Source organism: Acidovorax sp. ST3 (assembly GCF_003231145.1).
Classification (GTDB): Bacteria; Pseudomonadota; Gammaproteobacteria; order Burkholderiales; family Burkholderiaceae_C; genus Acidovorax.
The window spans coordinates 491825-511970 of record NZ_QKVP01000001.1 but is presented as its reverse complement, the minus strand read 5'-3'; the positions used below and the strand labels follow the sequence as shown (position 1 = coordinate 511970).

Sequence of the window (20146 nt, the reverse complement as noted above, 5' to 3'; positions counted from 1 at the left end):
GTGGGCCCTGCGCCGGGCCCGGGCGTGTGGGGCCAGAGAAGGGGGCGGGTGGCAACGCGACGCCGTAGACCCTTTGCATTCGCAGGCTGGCTGCGCGACCTATGATGCGGGCGCTTGATCGCCACCGCCTCCATGTTCTTCAAAAAGCCTTCACCTCCCGCATCCGTGCCATTGCCGCAAGGCTTTGACGCACAGCGCGAGCGCTCGGTGATTGCGGAGATGCTGCTCAAGCGCTCTGCCAAGCTGATCCTGGGGCGCAGCGAGCTGGAGATCATCCGCGGGGTGTGCCAGGCCATCGTGGATGTCACCAGCCACATCCGCCTGGCCTGGACCTGGTTTGGCCCCACCGACACACATACCATCCGCCCGCAGGTGTACGCAGGCCCAGCCGCCGCCTATGCCGAGTCGCTGAACATCGAGCGCAACCTGCTCACCCGCATCGGCCCTGCCTTCACCACGCTGGAGGGCAAGTCTGCGGGCCCTTTCACGGTGTCGCAGCTGTCCCCATTTGGCCCCTGGCGCGACGCGGCACGCCACCACGGCATATACCACGTGCTGGCCTTGCCCATTGCCTCCACCTTCAATGGCTACAGCGGCATCTTTGTGCTGTATGCCGACCGTGATGGCTACTTTGACGAAGTCGGCGAGAGCCTGTTTGCGGGGCTGGCCGAGCTGTTTGGCTCACTCATGACCGTGGCCGCCGAGCGCCAGGAGCTGCAGCGCGCCGCGTACCACGACGCGCTGACCGGGCTGCTGAACCGCCACGCTGTGGACCTGATCGACCGGCGTGTGTACCGGGCCTCCCTGTTCGAGCCCGCTTCGTCGATTCTGCTGATGGACCTGGACCGTTTCAAGAGCATCAACGACCGCTTTGGCCACGATGCGGGCGATAAAGCCCTGCAGGCAGTGGCCAGGGTGCTGACCGATGCCCTGCGGCGCGGCGACGAGATCATTCGCTGGGGCGGCGAGGAGTTTCTGGTCTGCCTGCCCCAGACCGCACTGCCCGACGCGCTGAAGGTGGCCGAAAAGCTGCGCCGCGCGGTGGAGGACATCACCGAGCCCGAGCAGCTCACCGTGTCCATTGGCGCGTGCGAGATCTCCGCGCTGCAGCACCTGCCCCAGGCAGTGGCCCGCGCGGACGAGGCCCTGTTCAAGGCCAAGTCGGGCGGGCGTAACCAGGTGTGTGTGCTGCCTTGATGGTCGTCGCCTTCGGCTATCAAAATCGATAGCAATAAAGCCATATTGCACTAGCGCATCAGGCCGATTTGGCTGGATTTTTGGTGCCAACCGGCCTGCGGGCGCCTCCAGCGGCCCTTGAGCGCCAGGGCCAGGCAGGCGGCGCGGTATCATTCCGGCCTTGCCCACACCCGGCCCTGCCGGTGTGTTGTACGCCGGGACTGCGCACCGGTGCCCTGGTTGACCGCCGCGTCCCTCCTGCATTTATCCGCCTTCTGATCCGTGCGTCTTACCTCGATCAAGCTCTCCGGCTTCAAGTCGTTCGCTGAACCCACCAATTTCATGCTGCCCGGGCAACTGGTTGGCGTGGTGGGACCGAATGGCTGCGGCAAGTCCAACATCATGGACGCGGTGCGCTGGGTGCTGGGCGAAAGCAAGGCCAGCGAGCTGCGCGGCGAGAGCATGCAGGACGTGATCTTCAGCGGCACCACCACCCGCAAGCAGGCCAGCCGCGCCAGTGTGGAACTGGTGTTTGACAACTCCGACCATCGCGCGGGCGGCCAGTGGGGCCAGTTTGGCGAAATCGCGGTGCGCCGCGTGCTCACCCGCGATGGCACCAGCAGCTACTTTCTGAACAACCAGCCCGTGCGCCGCCGCGACGTGCAGGACGTGTTTCTGGGCACGGGCCTCGGGCCCCGCGCCTACGCCATCATCGGCCAGGGCACCATCAGCCGCATCATCGAAAGCCGCCCCGAGGAACTGCGACTGTTCCTCGAAGAGGCCGCCGGTGTTTCCAAATACAAAGAGCGCCGCCGCGAGACCGAAAACCGCTTGTCGGACACGCGCGAAAACCTCACGCGGGTGGAAGACATCCTGCGCGAGCTGAACGCCAACCTCGAAAAGCTCGAAAAGCAGGCCGAAGTGGCTGCCAAGTACAACACCCTGCATGCAGACGCGACGCTCAAGCAGCACCAGCTGTGGTTTTTGAAGCGGGCCGAGGCCGAAGAGCAGCAGAACAAGGTGCGCCTGGATGGCCTGCAGGCTGTGAACGACCTCGAATCGCGCATGGCCGACCTACGCGCGGTCGAGTCTGACCTCGAAACGATCCGCCAGGCCCACTATGCTGCGGGCGACCAGGTCAACCAGGCCCAGGGCAAGCTGTATGAAGCCACGGCCGAGGTCGGCAAGCTCGAAGCCGAGATCCGCTACGTGGTCGAAGGCCGCCAGCGCGTGGAGCAACGCCTGGTGCAGCTGGCCGAGCAGATCGCCCAGTGGCAGGCCCGCAAGGAAGATGCGGATGTGGAGCTGGAAAACCTGGCCGGTGCCGGTGTGGACGCCGAAGAGCGCGCCGAACTGCTCGCCGCCCAGGTCGAAGAGCAGGCCATGCAGCTGCCCGACCTGGAAGAAGCCCTGCGCCAGGCCCAGGCCCGCACGGCCGAGCAGCGCAGCAGCGTCGTGCAGGTACAGCAGCAGATTGGCGTGCTGGCCGCCGAGCAGCGCAGCTTTGACGAGCAAAGCCGCCAGCTGGACGCCCGCTTTGAACGCCTGCGCACCGACCGCAACGCGCTGGCCGCACCCGACGAAGCCCGCCTGACCAACCTGCGCGAGCAACTCGAAGAAGCGCAGGAGATTGCCGAAACCACCGAGGCACGGTTGTACGAACTGCAGGAGTCCGTGCCCCAGCTGGACGAAGACCGCCGTGCCCGCCAGCAGGCGGTGAACGCCGAAAGTGCGCGCCAGGCCGAGCTGTCGGCCCGCATGGAGGCCCTGAAGGCCCTGCAGGAAAAGGTCAAGACCGACGGCAAGCTGCGCCCTTGGCTGGCCAAGCATGGCCTCGACGGACTGCAAGGTTTGTGGAGCCGCATCCACATCGAAAAGGGCTGGGAAAACGCTCTCGAAGCCGCACTGCGCGAGCGCCTGGCGGCACTGGAAGTAGGGCGCCTGGACATGGTGCGCGGTTTTCTGGGCTCCGGCGGCAACGATGCGCCCCCAGCGCGCCTGGCCTTTTACAGCGCGCCTGCAGCCGGCCAGCCCGAAGCGCCGTCCCAGCACCAGCGCCTGTCCGATCTGCTGCGCCTGAATGATGCGGGCCTGCGCGCCGTGCTCACCGACTGGCTGCAGGGGTGCTACACCGCCCCCACGCTGGACGAAGCCCTGGCCCGCCGCAGCCAGCTGCAACCTGGGGAGACGGTGTTTGTGCCCACGGGCCATGCCGTCAGCGCCCATAGCGTGAGCTTTTATGCGCAGGACTCTGAGCAGTCCGGCATGTTGGCCCGCGCGCAAGAGATCGAGCACCTTGAAAAGGAACTGCGCGCGCAGGCCCTGATCGCCGAAGAATCGCGCACCGCCCTGGTCCGCGCTGAGGCAGCCTATGCCGACGCCTCGCAGCGCCTGGTGTCCGCCCGCCGCGAAGCGACCGAGGCCCAGAGCCGTGCGCACGAGCTGCAGGTCGAGACCCTGCGCCTCACGCAACTCGCCGAGCAGACCCGCGCCCGCAGCGCACAGATCGACGGCGACCTGGCCGAGGTTGAAGCCCAGTTGGCCGACCTGCAAGAGCGCCGCGTGGCCGCCGAGGCCCGCTTTGAAGAGTTGGACATGCAACTGGCCGACAGCCAGGAGCGCGAAGCCCAGCTGGGCGACAAGGTCATCGAGGCGGAGCGCAAGCTGGCCGCCTGCCGCGAGCAGCAGCGCACGCTGGAGCGCCAGGCGCAAGAGGCCACGTTCTCGCAGCGCAGCCTGGAGGCGCGCCGCGCCGAGCTCAACCGCTCCATCGAAACCGCTACCCAGCAAGCCAAGGCCCTGGCCGACGAAGAGCAGCGTGCGCGCGATGAGCTTGCCCGCCTGTCGGATGCCGCAGCGCAAGGCGGCCTGCAGGCCGCGTTGGAACTCAAAATGGAGCGCGAGAAGGCTTTGGCCGCCCAGCGCAGCGAATACGACGACCTGACCACCAAGCTGCGCGCCAGCGACGAGCGCCGCATGCAGCTGGAGCGCGCGCTCGACCCGCTGCGCCAGCGCATCACCGAATTCCAGCTCAAGGAACAGGCCGCGCGCCTGGGCCTGGAGCAGTACACCACTTTGCTGCAAGACGCCCAGGCCGATCTGGAAGCCGTGGCGCACTCCATCGAGGAGGGCAATGTGCGCATCGGCGGCCTGCAGAGCGAAATCGACCGCCTGCACCGTGAGATCACGGCGCTGGGCGCCGTCAACCTGGCCGCGCTGGATGAACTCAAGCTGGCCAGCGAGCGCAAGGTGTTCCTCGATGCGCAGACCGCCGACCTCACCGAGGCCATGAACACGCTGGAAGACGCGATCCGCAAGATCGACGGCGAAACGCGCCAGCTGCTCTCGGGCACCTTCGACACCGTGAACGCGCACTTTGGCCGCATGTTCCCCGAGCTGTTCGGCGGCGGCCAGGCCAAGCTCATCATCACCGGCGACGAAATCCTGGACTCTGGCGTGCAGGTGATGGCGCAGCCGCCCGGCAAGAAGAACCAGACCATCCACCTGCTGTCAGGCGGCGAAAAGGCGCTGACGGCTATTGCGCTGGTGTTCGCCATCTTCCAGCTCAACCCCGCGCCGTTCTGCCTGCTGGACGAGGTGGACGCGCCGCTGGACGACGCCAACACCGAACGTTATGCCAAGCTGGTGTCCAGCATGAGCAAGGGCACGCAGTTTTTGTTCATCAGCCACAACAAGATCGCGATGGAAATGGCCGAGCAACTGATCGGCGTGACCATGCAGGAGCAGGGCGTGTCGCGCATCGTGGCGGTGGACATGGAGTCCGCTTTGTCGATGGTGGACGCTTGAACCCATTCATTCAAACATGAGCACATTGCAACTGAGTCTGGCCATCATCGGTGGCCTGGTGCTGGCCCTGATCGTGGCCTACAACACCTGGACCTCGCGCCGCAACGCGCCCAAGCGCGCCTTGCCCCAAGACAGTGAACATGCGGCAGAACCCGCATTGCGCCAAGAGCCCGGCTTTGATGCAGGCGCGGCCGGTGCGATGCCCCCCGGCGAGTTCCACGGCCTGGACCGAGGACCGGAGCCGTCGGAACACACCGTGGACGCGGGCGACGCCCTGCAACTGCCCGTGCCGCCGTTTTCGCCCGAGCGCCGCCCGGGGCTGGACCCGCTCATCGATGTGATCGCCTCGCTACAGCCCGAGCAAGTGGTGTCCGGCGACGCGGCCCTGGCCGCGCTGCCGCCCACCCGCCGCGCAGGCAGCAAGCCCTTTGCCATTGAAGGCCTGAACGAAGCCACCCAGCAGTGGGAAACCCCGGCCCCCGGCCAGCGCTACCAGTCCTTCCAGGCGGGCGTGCAACTGGCCAACCGCATGGGCGCGCTCAACGAGATCGAGTTCTCCGAATTCGTGATGAAGGCCCAGGCCTTTGCCGACGCCATCAACGCTGCCCCCGACTTCCCCGACATGCTGCAGGAAGTGGCCCGCGCCCGTGAACTGGACCAGTTCGCCAGCGACCACGATGCCCAGCTCATGTTCATGCTGCGGGCCCGCCAGGCCGCGTGGAGCCCCGGCTATGTGCAGCAGAATGCCGCCCGCCTGGGCTTTGTGCCCGGCGCCATGCCCGGCCGCTTGGTGCTGCCTGCCAGCACCCAGGGCCTGCCGCCCTTGCTCACGCTGGGCTACGACACCCAGGCCGCCTTGGCCGACGACCCGGACCAGTCCGCCATCCGCGACATCACCCTGAGCCTGGACGTCGCCCAGGTCCACCGCACCGAGCAGCCCTTTGCCCGCCTGCGCGACGTGGCCGCCGCCCTGTGCCAGGCCATGGACGGCGTGCTCTGCGACCAGAACGGCACCCCGCTGCCAGCGATGGCCATGGACCCAATTGCCGCCGACCTGGAGCTGCTGTACGACCAGCTCGATGGGCGGGATCTGTCGGCAGGGTCGGTGCTGGCGCGGCGCCTGTTCAGCTGAGCGCTGGTGCGGCCATGACCGAGAGTTTGGATTTTTTTTCGGCCCCAGCGCCCGTGGATCAAGCGCAGCCAGCTATCAAAATCAAAGCACTGCGGGACCAGCTCAACCAGTGGGCCCACCAGTACTACGTGCTGGACGAGCCCACCGTGCCCGACGCCGAATACGACCGCGTGTTCCGCGAGCTGCAGGCGCTCGAAGCCGCGCACCCCGATCTGGTCACCCCCGATTCGCCCACGCAGCGCGTGATTGGTGCGGTGATGGAGGGCCTGGCCCCCGTGCGCCACACGGTGCCCATGCTCAGCATCCACACCGAAACCGACACCGAAGCCACGGGCGCCCAGGCGTTTGATGCGCGCGTGCGGCGCGAGCTGGGCCTGAGTGATGCCGACCCTGCCATCGAATACGTGGCCGAGCCCAAGTTCGACGGGCTGGCCATGAGCCTGCGCTACGAAAACGGCCGCCTGGTGCAGGCTGCCACGCGGGGCGATGGCGAGGTGGGCGAGGAAGTGACCCACAACATTCGCACGATCCGCCAGATCCCGCTGACCTTGCCAGAAGGCGTGCCGCCGCTGCTAGAGGTGCGTGGCGAGGTCTACATGCGCCGTGCTGACTTCGACGCCCTCAACGAGCGCCAGCGGGAGCAGGGCGGCAAGACCTTTGTGAACCCGCGCAATGCCGCCGCAGGCGCTGTGCGCCAGCTCGACTCCAACATCACCGCCCAGCGGCCCCTGAGTTTTTTTGCCTACGGCCTGGGCGCGATCACGCCGCCTGCCGAGGGCGGGCCGGTGTTTCGCACGCACTACGAGATGCTGCAGACGCTGAAATCTTGGGGATTTCCGGTCGCAGCGCAGGTACAGATTGCGGTAGGTGCTACTGAATTGGTAGCATTTCACCAACAAGTGGGCGCGAGCCGGGATGCGCTGCCGTACGACATCGACGGCGTCGTCTACAAGGTCAACTCCCTGCAGCTGCAGCGCGACCTGGGCTTCAAGACCCGCGAACCGCGCTGGGCCGTGGCGCACAAGTACCCGGCGCAGGAGATGGCCACCAAGATCGAAGGCATCGACGTGCAGGTGGGCCGCACCGGCAAGATCACGCCTGTGGCACGCTTGGCGCCGGTGTTTGTGGGCGGGGTCACCGTGACCAACGCCACGCTGCACAACCTGTTCGAGATCCGCAAGAAGGGCGTGCGCGTGGGTGACACCGTCATCGTGCGCCGTGCGGGCGATGTGATCCCCGAGGTGGTGGGTGTGATGCCCGGGCAAAGGTCGGGCTATGTGCCCAACTTCCGCATGCCCACAGCCTGCCCTGTGTGCGGCAGCGCCGTGGTGCGCGAAAAGGGCGAGGCCAACCACCGCTGCACCGGCGGCCTGTTCTGCGCCGCGCAGCGCAAGGAGGCGATCCTGCACTTTGCCGCACGCCGCGCCATGGACATCGAGGGCCTGGGCGACAAGCTGGTGGACCAGCTGGTGGATGCCAACGTGATCCGCACACTGCCCGACCTGTACCGACTGGGCCTGACCTCGCTGATTGCGCTGGAGCGCATGGCCGAGAAATCGGCCCAGAACGTGCTGGCGGCGCTCGAAAAATCCAAGCAGACCACGCTGCCGCGCTTCTTGTTTGCCCTGGGCATCCGCCATGTGGGCGAGGCCACGGCCAAGGACCTGGCGCGGCATTTTGGAGTGCTCGACGCCATCATGGATGCGACGGAAGAGCAGCTGCTGGCCGTCAACGACGTGGGCCCCATCGTGGCCAAGGCCATCCGCACCTTCTTTGAACAGCCGCACAACCGCGAAGTGGTCGAGCAGCTGCGTGCCTGCGGCGTGACCTGGCCCGAAGGCCCGGTGGCCGAGCGTGCCCCGCAGATCCTGGCGGGCAAGACGGTGGTGCTGACCGGTACCTTGCCCACCCTGAGCCGCGACGCGGCCAAGGACATGCTCGAAGCCGCAGGCGCCAAGGTGGCCGGCTCCGTCAGTAAGAAGACCAGTTACGTGGTGGCGGGCGAAGAAGCCGGCAGCAAGCTGGTCAAGGCCCAGGAACTGGGCGTGCCCGTGCTGGACGAAGCCGGCATGCTGGAACTGTTGTCAGGCCAAGGTGTCTGACGGAGCACGGTGCACCATGCCCGACTCTGCTTTTGCGTTCTCCATCCCCTTTTTCCTTCCTGACCGGCCCCTGGTGGGGCGGTCCTGAAGCGACCCCTTATTTCCCGGCGATTCATTGATGCACAAGTGGCTGCTTTCTTTCCGGGCCCGCATGGCGGGCCTGTTGGCCTGGGTTCCCCGGCCCGTGCGGCGCCTGCTGTTGTGGACGGTGGTGGCGGTGCCCGCTGCGCTGCTGGTGTTCACGCTGGCGCTCGTGCCTTTCACCCCCGGTATCAGCGACATCCGCAAGGCCAAGAGCGAGCTGCCGGCGCAGCTCATGTCGGCCGACGGCAAGCTGCTGGCCGAATACCGCTGGGCCAACCGCGAGTGGGTGGAGCTGAACCAGATCTCGCCCAGCGTGATTGATGCGCTGATAGCGACCGAGGACCACCGCTTTTACAAGCACTTCGGGCTGGACTGGCGGCGCACGGCGTCGTCGGTCGTGCTGACGCTGCGCGGCGACCCGCAGGGCGGCTCCACCATCACCCAGCAACTGGCGCGCAACCTGTTCCCGGAGGAAATCGGGCGCTCGCGCACGCTCACGCGCAAGCTCAAGGAGGCGATCACCGCCCTCAAGATCGAGGCGTCGTATTCCAAGGACGAAATCCTGGAGACCTACCTCAACACCGTGCCGTTTCTCTACAACGCCTACGGCATCGAGATGGCCGCGCGCACCTATTTCGACAAGTCGGCCGACAAGCTCAATGTGCTGGAGAGCGCCACGCTGATTGGCATGCTCAAGGGCACGGCCTACTACAACCCGGTGCTCAACCCCGAGCGCGCGCAAGCCCGCCGCAACACGGTGCTGTCGCAGATGGTCAAGCGGGGCAAGCTCGATGCCAAGCAGTTCGAGACACTGCAAAAACGCCCCCTGCGCATCAACTTTGAACGCCAGACGGAGGTGATGGGCCCGGCGCCGCACTTTGCGATCCAGCTGCGCAAGCAGCTCATCGACTGGGCCGACAGCAAGGGCTACAGCCTGTATTCGGACGGCCTGGTGATCCGCACCACCATCGACTCGCGCCTGCAGGCCTATGCCAACCAGGCGGTGGCACGGCAGGGCCGCCAATTGCAAGGCGTGGCGGACACGGCCTGGTCGCAGCGCAACGGCTGGGGCCCCAAGAACGAGCTGGTGCAGACCCTGGTGCGCGAGAGCGCCGAATACCGCGCGGCCGTGGACAAGGGCGACACCCCTGACGACGCCCTGAAGGCGCTGATGGATGACGCCTCCTTCATGGCCAAGCTGCGCGCCGAAAAAACGCGTGTGCAGGCGGGCTTTCTGGCGCAAGACCCGGTCACCGGCCATGTGCTGGCCTGGGTGGGCAGCCGCGACTTTGCGCAAGACCCGTTTGACCACGTGCAGGCAGCGCGCCGCCAGCCGGGCTCTACCTTCAAGCCGTTTGTGTATGGCGCTGCGTTTGCCAACGGTGCCACGCCCCAAGACACGTTGATGGATACCGCCGTCGAAATCCCGCTGGGCGGCGGCCGCGTCTGGCGTCCCACCGATGGCGGCCCGCCCAGCGACCAGCCCATGACGCTGGCCGATGGCCTCGCGCTGTCCAAGAACACCATCACCGCGCAGGTGATGCAGCAGGTGGGCCCGGCCCGCGTGGCCGAAGTGGCACGCGCCCTGGGCGTGCGGCAGTCCAAGCTGGAGGAGGTTCCGTCCCTCGCGCTGGGCACCAGCCCGGTCACGCTCAAGGAGATGATCTCGGCCTACAGCAGCATTGTGAACCTGGGCCGCTATGTGGAGCCCGTGCTCATCACCAGCATCGAAGACCGCCACGGCAAGGTACTGGAGACCTTTGCCAAGCCTGTGCCGGAAGAGGTCTTCCAGCCCCGGGCTGCCCAGACCCTGCGCAACACCATGCGCGGTGCCGTGGACCGGGGCACGGCCACGGCCATCCGCACGCGGTATGGCATCCAGGCCGACGTGGCGGGCAAGACCGGCACCACACAAGACAACACCGATGGCTGGTTCATCCTGATGCACACCCGTGTGGTGGCAGGCGCATGGGCCGGCTTCAACGACGGGCGCATCACGCTGCGCAGCGACTACTGGGGGCAGGGCGCGCGCAGTGCGTTGCCCATGGTGGGCGAGTTCATGCAGCAGGCCATCCGCAACAAGGTGATCGACGGCAACGACCGGTTTGTGGACGAGTTTGACACCAGCCCACCGCCACCGCCCGACAGCTCGCTCAGCACCATGCGCGACTGGATCCGGGGGCTGTTCCGTACCGACCCGCAGCAGGCCCCGGTGCCCGGCATGCCGCCCCGGCCTGCGGGTGCGGGCGGTTTGCCGCCGGTCACTACCGACCAACCGGGCTCGGTGTCGCCACCGGTGCCCGCAGAGGAGCGGGTGGGGGGCGAATGAGTGGGCGTAGCGCGGGTTTTGCACGCCGCCGGATGACGTCCGGCGACCAGGCCCTTGTCAGTCCACCACGCCCGGCCACACGATGGCCTGAGCAACGATCACGGTCTGCCCGTTGAAGGTGGCCGCCGGAGAGCCATACAGCCGATAGCCCAGCGCCAGAGCGTCGCTCACGCGGCGGCAGAAGCTGGCGTCATCGGGGCCCGTGAGCAGGCGGTAGGCGGGCAGGCCATCGGGTGGTGTGCTGGCCTGGGGGGTAGAGGCAAGCGATGCGGTGGAGGTGGCAACCGTCATGGTGGCGCCTATTCGATGTCGATGAAGTGCATGCCCATGGTGCCTGCCTTCCGGTCGGCAAAGTAGCACTCTAGCGTTTCCTTGACGGTGCGGAACGCCAACTCGTCCCAGGGTACCTCGTCTTCAGCAAACAGCCGGGCCTCGATGGTTTCGTAGCCCGGGTTGAACTGGTCGCTCAGCAGCGTGGCGCGGTAGAACAGGTGCACCTGGCCCACGCGGCGCACGTTCAGCAGGCTAAACAGGGGGCCGATCTCGATCTGCGCACCGGCTTCCTCATCGGTCTCGCGCGCAGCGCCCTGGGCCGTCGTTTCGTCCAGTTCCATGAAGCCTGCGGGCAGCGTCCATTTGCCCCACCGGGGTTCGATATTGCGTTTGCACAGCAGGATGCGGCCATCGGGCAGCGCAGGCACCGTGCCCACCACATTGAGTGGGTTTTCGTAGTGCACCGTGTTGCAGGCGGGGCACACTGCGCGCTGCTTGGTGTCGCCGTCGTCCGGCAGGCGGTACACCACGGCGGTGCCACAGGCGCGGCAATGTTTGATGGGGCTGCGGTAGGTCATGCAGGGGTTTGAGGGTCAAATGGGCTGGTAGCGCTAGTGCAATATGCGCTACCAGCTATGAAAATCGTAGCATTGCGTTCGCCTGGCCGGGCGGCAGGGCCGCCCGGTGGTGCTCAGACCACGGTCAGGCGCAAAGGCGTGAGGCCGCCCACGCCGCCTTCGAGCGTATCGCCACGCACCACGGCGCCCACACCTTCGGGGGTGCCGGTATAGATCAGGTCGCCGGGCTGCAGCTCCCACGCGGCCGACAGGTGCTCGATGGTCTCGGCAATGTTCCAGATCAGCTGGGTCACGGTGCTGCGCTGGCGGTCTGCGCCGTTGACCTGCAGCCAGATGGGCGCGTTGGCCACGTCACCTGCCTGCGCTGCCGGGGTGATGGGGCCGATGGGCGCGCTGGCGTCAAAGCCCTTGCCGATGCACCAGGGGCGGCCCTGCTTCTTCATGTCGTTCTGCAGGTCGCGGCGGGTCATGTCGAGGCCCACGGCGTAGCCAAAAATGTGGCTGAAAGCGTCAGCAGCCTGGATGTTCTTGCCGCCCTTGCCAATGGCCACCACCAGCTCGATCTCGTGGTGCAGGTTGGCCGTGAGGCTGGGGTAGGGCAGCTGCCCGGTTTCGCCTGCGTTGACGACCACGATGGCATCCGCAGGCTTGAGGAAGAAGAAGGGTGGCTCACGGCCGGTGAAGCCCATCTCCTTGGCGTGTTCTTCGTAGTTGCGGCCCACGCAGTAAATGCGATGTACCGGAAACCGTTCGCCGCTGCCCACCACGGGCACGCTGACCACGGGGGCTGGAGGAAACACGTAGCTCATGTCTGCCTTTCAATGGTTCTGGGAATGCTGTCAAAAAACCGCGCGCAGTACCGTGCGCGCCGCAGTGTGGCAGTGTGCCATGGGCGCAGGCCCTCTGCTGGGGGGCGCTACACTCGCGCCCATGGCAAAGAGCTTCGATTTCCACAACACGCCGGGCCACCTGGTGCGCCGCGCCCACCAGCGGACCGTGGCACTTTTCATGGAAGAGACGGCCGGATTTGACGTGACGCCGGTGCAGTTCGCCATCCTGCACGAGCTGCTGGCCCAGCCGGGCGAGGACCAGGTCACCCTGGCCGCCCGCGTGGCGTTCGATGCGGCCACGTCCGGCTCGGTGATCGGGCGCCTGGAAAAGCGCGGATGGATCCGCCGCGAGCCCGACACCCGCGACCGCCGCCGCAAGCTGCTGTGGATCACGCCCGAAGGCGAAGTGGCCGCCCTGCAGATGCGCGACGCCGCCCAGCGCGTGCAGGAACGCCTCACGGCACCGCTCACCGCCCAGGAAAGCGCCGACCTGATGGTGCTGCTCTCCAAAGTCGTCTACAACCACCAGGATCCGGCGGGCACCTCGGGCGCCTGACGGGGATGCCCTTGGCCGCCGGGCGCACTCTTTCTCTGGTCTGTCGGCGCCATGCCGCACGGGCTTAATTTCTTGTTTGACCGACTCCAGGCACCGCTCCGCCATGCAGCTCTACAACTACTTCCGCTCCTCTGCCTCGTTCCGCGTGCGCATTGCGCTGCAGCTTAAGGGCCTGCCCTACGACTACATGCCCGTGCATCTGGTCAAGGGCGAGCACAGGGCGCCCGATTACGCGGGTCGCATCGGGGACGCGCTGGTGCCCACGCTGGTGACCGATGGCGGCACGGCGCTGTCGCAGTCCATGGCCATCATCGAATACCTGGACGAAACCCATCCCACGCCTGCCTTGCTCCCCGCCACCCCGTTGGCGCGGGCCCGGGTGCGCGCACTGGCCCAGATGGTGGCGTGCGAAATCCACCCCATCAACAACCTGCGTGTGCTCAAGTACCTGGTACATGAACTGAAGGTGGACGAGGATGCCAAGAACGCCTGGTACCACCACTGGGTGCGCAGTGGGCTGGAGGCGTTTGAGCGGCAGCTTGACCTGCTGGCGCAAGAGCGCGCTGCGCAGGGCATGGCGCCCTCGGTGCTGTGCTGGGGCGACACGCCCACACTGGCCGACTGCTGCTTGGTGCCGCAGATCTTCAATGCCCAGCGCTTCAAGGTCAGCCTGGATGGCCTGCCGCGCACCATGAGCGCGTTCGATGCCTGCATGGCACTGCCCGCGTTCCAGCAGGCGCAGCCCTCGGCCTGCCCGGACAACGAAGCGTGACGGCTGTGGCATCGTCGGTACAGGGCCAGCACGCAGACTGGCTGGTACCCGACTGGCCTGCACCGCCCGGTGTGCATGCGCTGTGCACCGCGCGCGCGGGCGGAGTGAGCCACGCACCGTACGACGAGTTGAACCTGGGCGCCCATGTGGGCGACGATCCACAGGCGGTGGCCGCCAACCGGCAGATCGTGCAGTCCGCCTTGCAATCCACCACCCCGGGCGCGCGTGCAGTGTTCTTGAACCAGGTGCATGGCGATGGCGTGGCGCTGCTCGATGTAGGTACCCCCGACGGGACAGAAGCTGACGCCTGCGTGGCCAGCGCACCCGGCGCCGTCTGCACCATCATGGTGGCCGACTGCTTGCCCGTGTTGCTGGCGCACCGCTCAGGCCTGGTGGTGGCTGCGGCCCACGCCGGCTGGCGCGGACTGGCCGGGCACGCGGGGCAGGGCGTGCTGGAATCGGTTTTCAAGCATTTTTGCCATGAAGCGCTAGTGCGTCATGCCTCGGTAGCTATCAAAAACGGAGCGTCGGCGCCAGCCTCTCTGGTCACTTCAGAGCTTGCTGCCCACACGCTGGCCTGGTTGGGCCCCTGCATCGGCCCCACAGCTTTCGAGGTCGGGGCGGAGGTGCGTGCCGCGTTCTGCGACGCCCCGGGTGCCCTGGGCCCTGCGGCTGCTCGGTGCTTTGTAGCCCGGCCCGATGCTCCGGGCAAGTACCTGTGCGATCTGGCAGGGCTGGCCCGGTTGCGTCTGCAAGCCATGGGCATCACCGCCATCTACGGCAATGACAGCACCGCACCGTGGTGTACCGTCACGCAGGTCTCACGGTTCTTTTCGCACCGCCGCGACAGCGCTGCCTTCGGCGGCAGCGGGCGTTTTGCCGCCTGCATCTGGCGCGGCTGACGTTGCGGGTTCGGCACCCGCATCGGCCATGAGAGCTGCGGCCTGTTCCGCGTCATACGCGGCCTGTTCGGCCGCCTCTCGCGCCTTGATCTTGCGCTTGCGCGACGGCGTGCCCAGGATGTAGACCAGAATGCCCATGGGCAGCAGGCCATACAACGCGAACGTGATGACGGCGCCCAGCACAGTGCCCTGTGGACTGGTGGCCTCGGCCACCGCCATCATGAGCGTGACGTAGGTCCAGGCGATGACGATGAGGTACATTGATTTGTGTGCACTGAAAGCGTTGAATTCGTTGCCATGCCCCATGGGGTGGGCAACAATGAACCCGCGAAACAAAAATCAGGCCCCAGCCGCTGCGAGCGACCAACCATTGAGGAATGAGCATGACTTCTGAATCACCCTGGGCCGAGAGCGCCCAGCAGTTCCAGCAGATTTTCGGGCAAAGCTGGTCGCAGGCGCTGCAATCGTTTCAGAAACTGGACCTGGGGGCGCAGGTACCTGCCGCAGCGCCCCTGAAGCTGTCGCAGACCAAGCTGCAGGCATTGCAGCAGCAATACCTCAAGGAAGCGCAGGAGCTGTGGGCCCAGGGCCTGCAGGGCACCCCGGAGGTCAAAGACAAGCGTTTTGCTGGCGAAGGCTGGGCCAGCAACCCGGTGGCGGCGTTTTCTGCGGCTGCCTACCTGCTCAACGCCCGCACGCTGATGGGCCTGGCCGAGGCGGTCGAGGCCGACGAAAAAACCAAGGCCCGCATCCGCTTTGGCGTGGAGCAGTGGATGGCCGCCATGGCGCCCAGCAACTTCCTCGCCTTCAATGCCGAAGCGCAGAAGAAAGCCATCGAAACCAAGGGCGAGAGCATTGCCAAGGGCATGCAGAACCTGCTGCACGACATCACGCAGGGCCATGTGTCGATGACCGACGAAAGCCTGTTCGAGGTGGGCCGCAATGTGGCCACCACCGAAGGCGCGGTGGTGTACGAGAACGAACTGTTCCAGCTGCTCGAATACAAGCCCCTCACGGCCAAGGTGTACGAGCGGCCGTTTTTGCTGGTGCCGCCCTGCATCAACAAGTTCTACATCCTCGACCTGCAGCCCGAAAACTCGCTGATCCGCTACGCCGTCGAACAAGGCCACCGCACCTTTGTGGTGAGCTGGCGCAACCCCGACGACAGCCTGGCCCACAAGACCTGGGACGACTACGTGGAAGACGGCGCCATGGCCGCCATTGACGTGGTGCAGAACATCACCGGCGCCGAGCAGATCAACGCGCTGGGTTTTTGCGTGGGGGGCACCATCCTCAGCAACGCGCTGGCTGTGCTGGCGGCGCGTGGCGACGAGCCCGTGGCCAGTGCCACCTTTCTTACCACGCTGATCGACTTCAGCGACACCGGCATCCTCGATGTGTTCATCGACGAGGCCTTCGTCAAGTTCCGCGAGATGCAGATGGGCCATGGCGGGTTGATGAAGGGACAGGACCTGGCGTCCACCTTCAGCTTCTTGCGCCCCAACGATCTGGTCTGGAACTACGTGGTGGGCAACTACCTCAAGGGCGAAACGCCGCCGCCGTTTGACCTGCTGTACTGGAACAGCGACAGCACCAACCTGCCCGGCCCGTTCTACGCCTGGTACCTGCGCAATTTTTATCTGGAGAACAACCTAGTCAAACCAGGCAAGCTCACGGTGTGCGGCGAAAAGCTGGACCTGGGCAATCTCGATTTGCCGGTCTACATCTATGGCTCGCGCGAAGACCACATCGTTCCCGCCACGGCCGCTTATGCGTCCACCCAGGTGCTGCCAGGCAAGAAGCGTTTTGTGATGGGCGCGTCAGGCCACATTGCTGGCGTGATCAATCCACCCGCCAAGGGCAAGCGCAGCCACTGGATTCGCGCCGACGGCAAGTTTCCCGGCACGCTCGACCAATGGCTGGACGGCGCTACCGAGCACCCCGGCAGCTGGTGGACCGACTGGTCGGGCTGGCTCAAGAGCCATGCGGGCAAACAGATTGCAGCGCCCAAGGCCTATGGCAAAGGCACCAAATTCAAGGCCATCGAGCCCGCGCCCGGCCGCTACGTCAAGCAGAAAGCCTGATACGCAAAAGTCCTGACTTTTGTCGCTGCGAGAATCACTGAACCACCACTCACCACTACAAGGACATTCCATGGAAGACATCGTCATCGTTTCGGCCACTCGCACCCCTGTGGGCAAGTTTGGTGGCTCGCTGGCCAAGACGCCCGCGGCCGACCTCGGCGCCATCGTGATCCGCGAAGCCATCGCCCGCGCAGGCCTCTCGTCCGACCAGATTGGCGAAGTCATCATGGGCCAGGTGCTGGCAGCGGGCGTGGGCCAGAACCCAGCGCGCCAGGCTTCGATGAAAGCAGGCGTGGCCAAGGAAACCCCCGCACTCACCATCAATGCGGTGTGCGGCTCCGGCCTCAAGGCCGTGATGCTCGCCGCCCAGGCCGTGGCCTGGGGTGACAGCGAGATCGTCGTGGCTGGTGGCCAGGAAAGCATGAGCCTGGCGCCGCACGTGCTGCCCAACTCGCGCGACGGTCAGCGCATGGGCGACTGGAAGCTGGTGGACACCATGATCGTGGACGGCCTGTGGGACGTGTACAACCAGTACCACATGGGCATCACGGCAGAAAACGTGGCCAAGCAGTACGGCATCACCCGCGACATGCAAGACGCACTGGCTTTGGCCAGCCAGCAAAAGGCCGCTGCAGCGCAGGATGCCGGCAAGTTCGTCGATGAAATCGTCGGTGTGAGCCTGGCGCAAAAGAAGGGCGACCCGATCCTCTTCAACACCGACGAATACCTCAACCGCAAGACCAATGCCGAAGCCCTGGCCGGCCTGCGCCCCGCTTTCGACAAGGCGGGCAGCGTGACGGCGGGCAACGCATCGGGCCTGAACGATGGCGCCGCCGCTGTGGTGGTGATGAGCGCCAAGAAGGCAGCGGCCCTTGGCCTCAAGCCCCTGGCGCGCATCGCCGCTTTTGGCACCAGCGGCCTGGACCCTGCCACCATGGGCATGGGCCCCGTGCCGGCCTCGCGCAAGGCCTTGCAGCGCGCAGGCTGGAACGCCGCCGATGTGGACCTGTTCGAGCTGAACGAAGCCTTCGCCGCACAGGCCTGCGCTGTGAACAAGGAACTGGCCATTGACCCCGCCAAGGTCAACGTGAACGGAGGCGCCATCGCCATCGGCCACCCCATCGGCGCGTCGGGCTGCCGCATTCTGGTCACGCTGCTGCACGAAATGCAGCGCCGTGACGCCAAGAAGGGCCTGGCCGCGCTGTGCATCGGTGGCGGCATGGGCGTGTCGCTAGCGGTTGAGCGTTAAGCGTCAGCTTGGGATAGCTGAGTAGTTCCGACGATGCATTGATCGAAGGTGCCACCTACCCCCGCCTCAAAAGGCCGCATGTCCATGCGGCCTTTTTTTGTTGGTTGTTTCTAGCAGCCAATTACAGAGGGTGTTGTATCGCGTCTAAGAGAGCCTTCTCTGAATCACCACCCTCAGATCCAGACCGGCGCGCCTCGAAAAACGCTGTCCCTGCACCGGCACCATCAGACCGCAAGTTTGTAATGATGCGTTACCATGTTTGGCCATGACAGTGACCATTTTTGCCCAACCCTTCGAACCCATGGGCTGCCAATCCTGTCGTGACAAGACGCAGCTTCCGTTCGACTTCACGATGGCGTTCCAGCCCATCATGGATCTGGAGTTGGATCGTCCGTTCGCCTACGAAGCGCTGGTACGCGGTGTGGAGGGCGAGTCGGCCGGGACGGTGCTGTCGTGGGTGGATGACACCAACCGCTACCGGTTTGACCAAGCCTGCCGCGTCAAGGCGATTGAACTCGCGTCGCGCCTTGGGCTGGCGAGCTTGCCAGACTGCCGACTGAGCATCAATTTTCTGCCCAATGCGGTGTACCGACCCGAGACATGCATCCGCGCCACCATGGAAGCGGCTGAGGAGTTCGACTTTCCGCACAGCCGCATCATGTTCGAGGTGACCGAGGGCGAGCAGGTCACCAGCGGCGCCCACCTCAAGTCCATCTTCAATGAATACCGGCGCCAGGGCCTCATCACGGCCATCGACGACTTTGGTGCGGGCTATGCGGGGCTGAACATGTTGGTTCAATTCCAGCCCCATGTGCTCAAGATCGACATGGAGCTGATTCGCAACATCGACCAGGACCCGGTGCGTCAGGCGATTGTGTGCGGCATCGTGCTGGTATGCCAGCGTTTGTCCATCGACATAGTGGCCGAGGGCATTGAGACCCCAGCAGAGTCGGCCTACCTTAGATCGCTGGGCGTCCGCTACCAGCAAGGCTATCTGTTCGCCAAACCGGGGTGGGAATCCTTGCCGCTGGCGCCACGGCACGCCTAGTCGCCTACTCACTAGCGGCTCCCTCCGGGGGGCGTCTTTCTTCTGCACAACATTCAATAGACGCTTTGTGACTGCCTGGTTTTGGTGCATCTGAAGGCACCATTCCTGTGACCCATCGTTAAGCTTGTCTTGCGTCAATGGTGTGACGCATGCGGATATGTCAAAAAGGAAAGGGCTTCAGTGTTTTCCTTCACGGCAGCGCCCAATTTCTTCGGTAGAGTGGGTCCTGAGCCAATCACTAACAAGGAGAAATCACATGAGCCAGAAAGTCGCGTATGTCACCGGTGGCATGGGAGGCATCGGTACCGCCATTTGCCAGCGCCTGCACAAGGAAGGTTTCAAGGTCATCGCTGGTTGCGGCCCGACACGGGACCACGCCAAGTGGCTGGCCGAGCAAAAGGCACTGGGCTACACCTTTTATGCATCCGTCGGTAACGTGGGTGATTGGGATTCCACCGTGGAGGCCTTCGGCAAGACCAAGGCAGAGCACGGCACCATCGACGTGCTGGTGAACAACGCCGGCATCACGCGCGACCGCATGTTCCTCAAGATGTCCCGCGAAGACTGGGACGCCGTGATCGAAACCAATCTCAACAGCATGTTCAACGTCACCAAACAAGTGGTGTCGGACATGGTGGAAAAAGGCTGGGGTCGCATCATCAACATCAGTTCGGTCAACGGCGAAAAAGGCCAGGCAGGTCAAACCAACTATTCCGCAGCCAAGGCGGGCATGCACGGGTTCTCGATGGCCCTGGCGCAAGAGTTGGCCACCAAGGGTGTCACCGTCAACACCGTCAGCCCCGGCTACATCGGCACAGACATGGTCAAGGCGATCCGCCCGGATGTGCTGGAGAAGATCGTTGCCACCGTCCCGGTCAAGCGCCTGGGCGAACCGAGCGAAATTGCCTCGATCATCGCCTGGCTGGCCTCGGAAGAGGGCGGGTACGCCACGGGTGCAGACTTCTCGGTCAATGGTGGCCTGCACATGGGCTGAGAGTGGCACATTTCTCTTGAGCCAACAAAAAACCCCGCTTTCGCGGGGTTTTTTGTTGGGCTTTGCAAGGACTGCCGATCGATGGATCTGACCTTGCTAGGGCCGTCTGAAAAATGCGGAGTTTATGTAGGCCCCTGCATTTTTCCTGTTCTGGTACGGTTTATGCTTGTTATGTGCTGCGCGGCGGCATCGTTATGCACAACAGAGGCTGGGCTGCAGCGCCTTCAGAA

Annotated in this window: 16 protein-coding genes; 12 read left to right on the top strand and 4 right to left on the bottom strand. The window is 65.2% G+C overall.

The window, feature by feature from the left end:
* Positions 1-165: 165 nt before the first annotated feature.
* The 5 genes from DNK89_RS02320 (at position 166) to DNK89_RS02300 (ending at position 10630) form a co-directional block, all read left to right on the top strand.
* The gene (locus tag DNK89_RS02320) at positions 166-1197 is read left to right on the top strand and encodes a diguanylate cyclase (protein WP_238990665.1); all 1032 of its coding nucleotides are present in this window, start codon (positions 166-168) and stop codon (positions 1195-1197) included.
* Between the two features lie 261 nt (positions 1198-1458).
* Entirely contained in the window at positions 1459-4983 is a 3525-nt protein-coding gene (smc, locus tag DNK89_RS02315; protein ID WP_110958735.1) for a chromosome segregation protein SMC, read from the top strand.
* A gap of 16 nt (positions 4984-4999) precedes the next feature.
* Entirely contained in the window at positions 5000-6115 is a 1116-nt protein-coding gene (locus tag DNK89_RS02310) for a cell division protein FtsZ (RefSeq protein ID WP_110958734.1), read from the top strand.
* 14 nt (positions 6116-6129) lie between these two features.
* Positions 6130-8217: an NAD-dependent DNA ligase LigA gene (gene ligA / locus DNK89_RS02305; RefSeq protein ID WP_110958733.1), complete on the top strand. Its 2088-nt coding sequence runs from the start codon at positions 6130-6132 to the stop codon at positions 8215-8217.
* 118 nt (positions 8218-8335) lie between these two features.
* Entirely contained in the window at positions 8336-10630 is a 2295-nt protein-coding gene (locus tag DNK89_RS02300; protein ID WP_110958732.1) for a transglycosylase domain-containing protein, read from the top strand.
* A gap of 57 nt (positions 10631-10687) precedes the next feature.
* Here DNK89_RS02300 and DNK89_RS02295 read toward each other — a convergent pair whose 3' ends face one another.
* From DNK89_RS02295 to DNK89_RS02285, 3 genes are all read right to left on the bottom strand, one after another.
* Positions 10688-10921 carry a DUF1737 domain-containing protein gene (locus tag DNK89_RS02295; protein ID WP_110958731.1) on the bottom strand — a complete coding sequence of 78 codons (234 nt, stop codon included), beginning with the start codon at positions 10919-10921 and terminating at the stop codon, positions 10688-10690.
* 8 nt (positions 10922-10929) lie between these two features.
* On the bottom strand, positions 10930-11481 hold the full coding sequence (locus DNK89_RS02290; RefSeq protein WP_015014179.1) for an NUDIX hydrolase: 552 nt from the start codon (positions 11479-11481) through the stop codon (positions 10930-10932).
* A gap of 113 nt (positions 11482-11594) precedes the next feature.
* Positions 11595-12290, bottom strand: coding sequence for a fumarylacetoacetate hydrolase family protein (locus DNK89_RS02285; protein ID WP_110958730.1), 696 nt, complete (start codon positions 12288-12290; stop codon positions 11595-11597).
* A gap of 121 nt (positions 12291-12411) precedes the next feature.
* Here DNK89_RS02285 and DNK89_RS02280 point away from each other — a divergent pair, with 121 nt between their 5' ends.
* From DNK89_RS02280 to DNK89_RS02270, 3 genes are all read left to right on the top strand, one after another.
* Positions 12412-12867: a MarR family winged helix-turn-helix transcriptional regulator gene (locus DNK89_RS02280; protein WP_043566498.1), complete on the top strand. Its 456-nt coding sequence runs from the start codon at positions 12412-12414 to the stop codon at positions 12865-12867.
* A 103-nt stretch (positions 12868-12970) separates the two neighbouring features.
* Positions 12971-13639: a maleylacetoacetate isomerase gene (maiA, locus tag DNK89_RS02275; RefSeq protein WP_110958729.1), complete on the top strand. Its 669-nt coding sequence runs from the start codon at positions 12971-12973 to the stop codon at positions 13637-13639.
* Positions 13636-14541: a polyphenol oxidase family protein gene (locus DNK89_RS02270; protein ID WP_110958728.1), complete on the top strand. Its 906-nt coding sequence runs from the start codon at positions 13636-13638 to the stop codon at positions 14539-14541. Before maiA ends, DNK89_RS02270 begins: the two co-directional genes overlap by 4 nt.
* Here DNK89_RS02270 and DNK89_RS02265 read toward each other — a convergent pair.
* Positions 14461-14802, bottom strand: coding sequence for a hypothetical protein (locus DNK89_RS02265; protein ID WP_110959161.1), 342 nt, complete (start codon positions 14800-14802; stop codon positions 14461-14463). The two genes, DNK89_RS02270 and DNK89_RS02265, sit on opposite strands and share 81 nt — an antisense overlap.
* Before the next feature lie 122 nt (positions 14803-14924).
* On the opposite strand from DNK89_RS02265, the gene DNK89_RS02260 reads away from it, so the two are divergent.
* From DNK89_RS02260 to phbB, 4 genes are all read left to right on the top strand, one after another.
* Positions 14925-16625, top strand: coding sequence for an alpha/beta hydrolase (locus tag DNK89_RS02260; protein ID WP_110958727.1), 1701 nt, complete (start codon positions 14925-14927; stop codon positions 16623-16625).
* A gap of 70 nt (positions 16626-16695) precedes the next feature.
* Positions 16696-17874, top strand: coding sequence for an acetyl-CoA C-acetyltransferase (locus tag DNK89_RS02255; RefSeq protein WP_110958726.1), 1179 nt, complete (start codon positions 16696-16698; stop codon positions 17872-17874).
* 265 nt (positions 17875-18139) lie between these two features.
* Positions 18140-18922, top strand: a complete 783-nt coding sequence (locus DNK89_RS02250; protein WP_110959160.1) for an EAL domain-containing protein — start codon at positions 18140-18142, stop codon at positions 18920-18922.
* A 256-nt stretch (positions 18923-19178) separates the two neighbouring features.
* Positions 19179-19916, top strand: a complete 738-nt coding sequence (gene phbB, locus DNK89_RS02245; RefSeq protein WP_056062618.1) for an acetoacetyl-CoA reductase — start codon at positions 19179-19181, stop codon at positions 19914-19916.
* Positions 19917-20146: the final 230 nt, after the last annotated feature.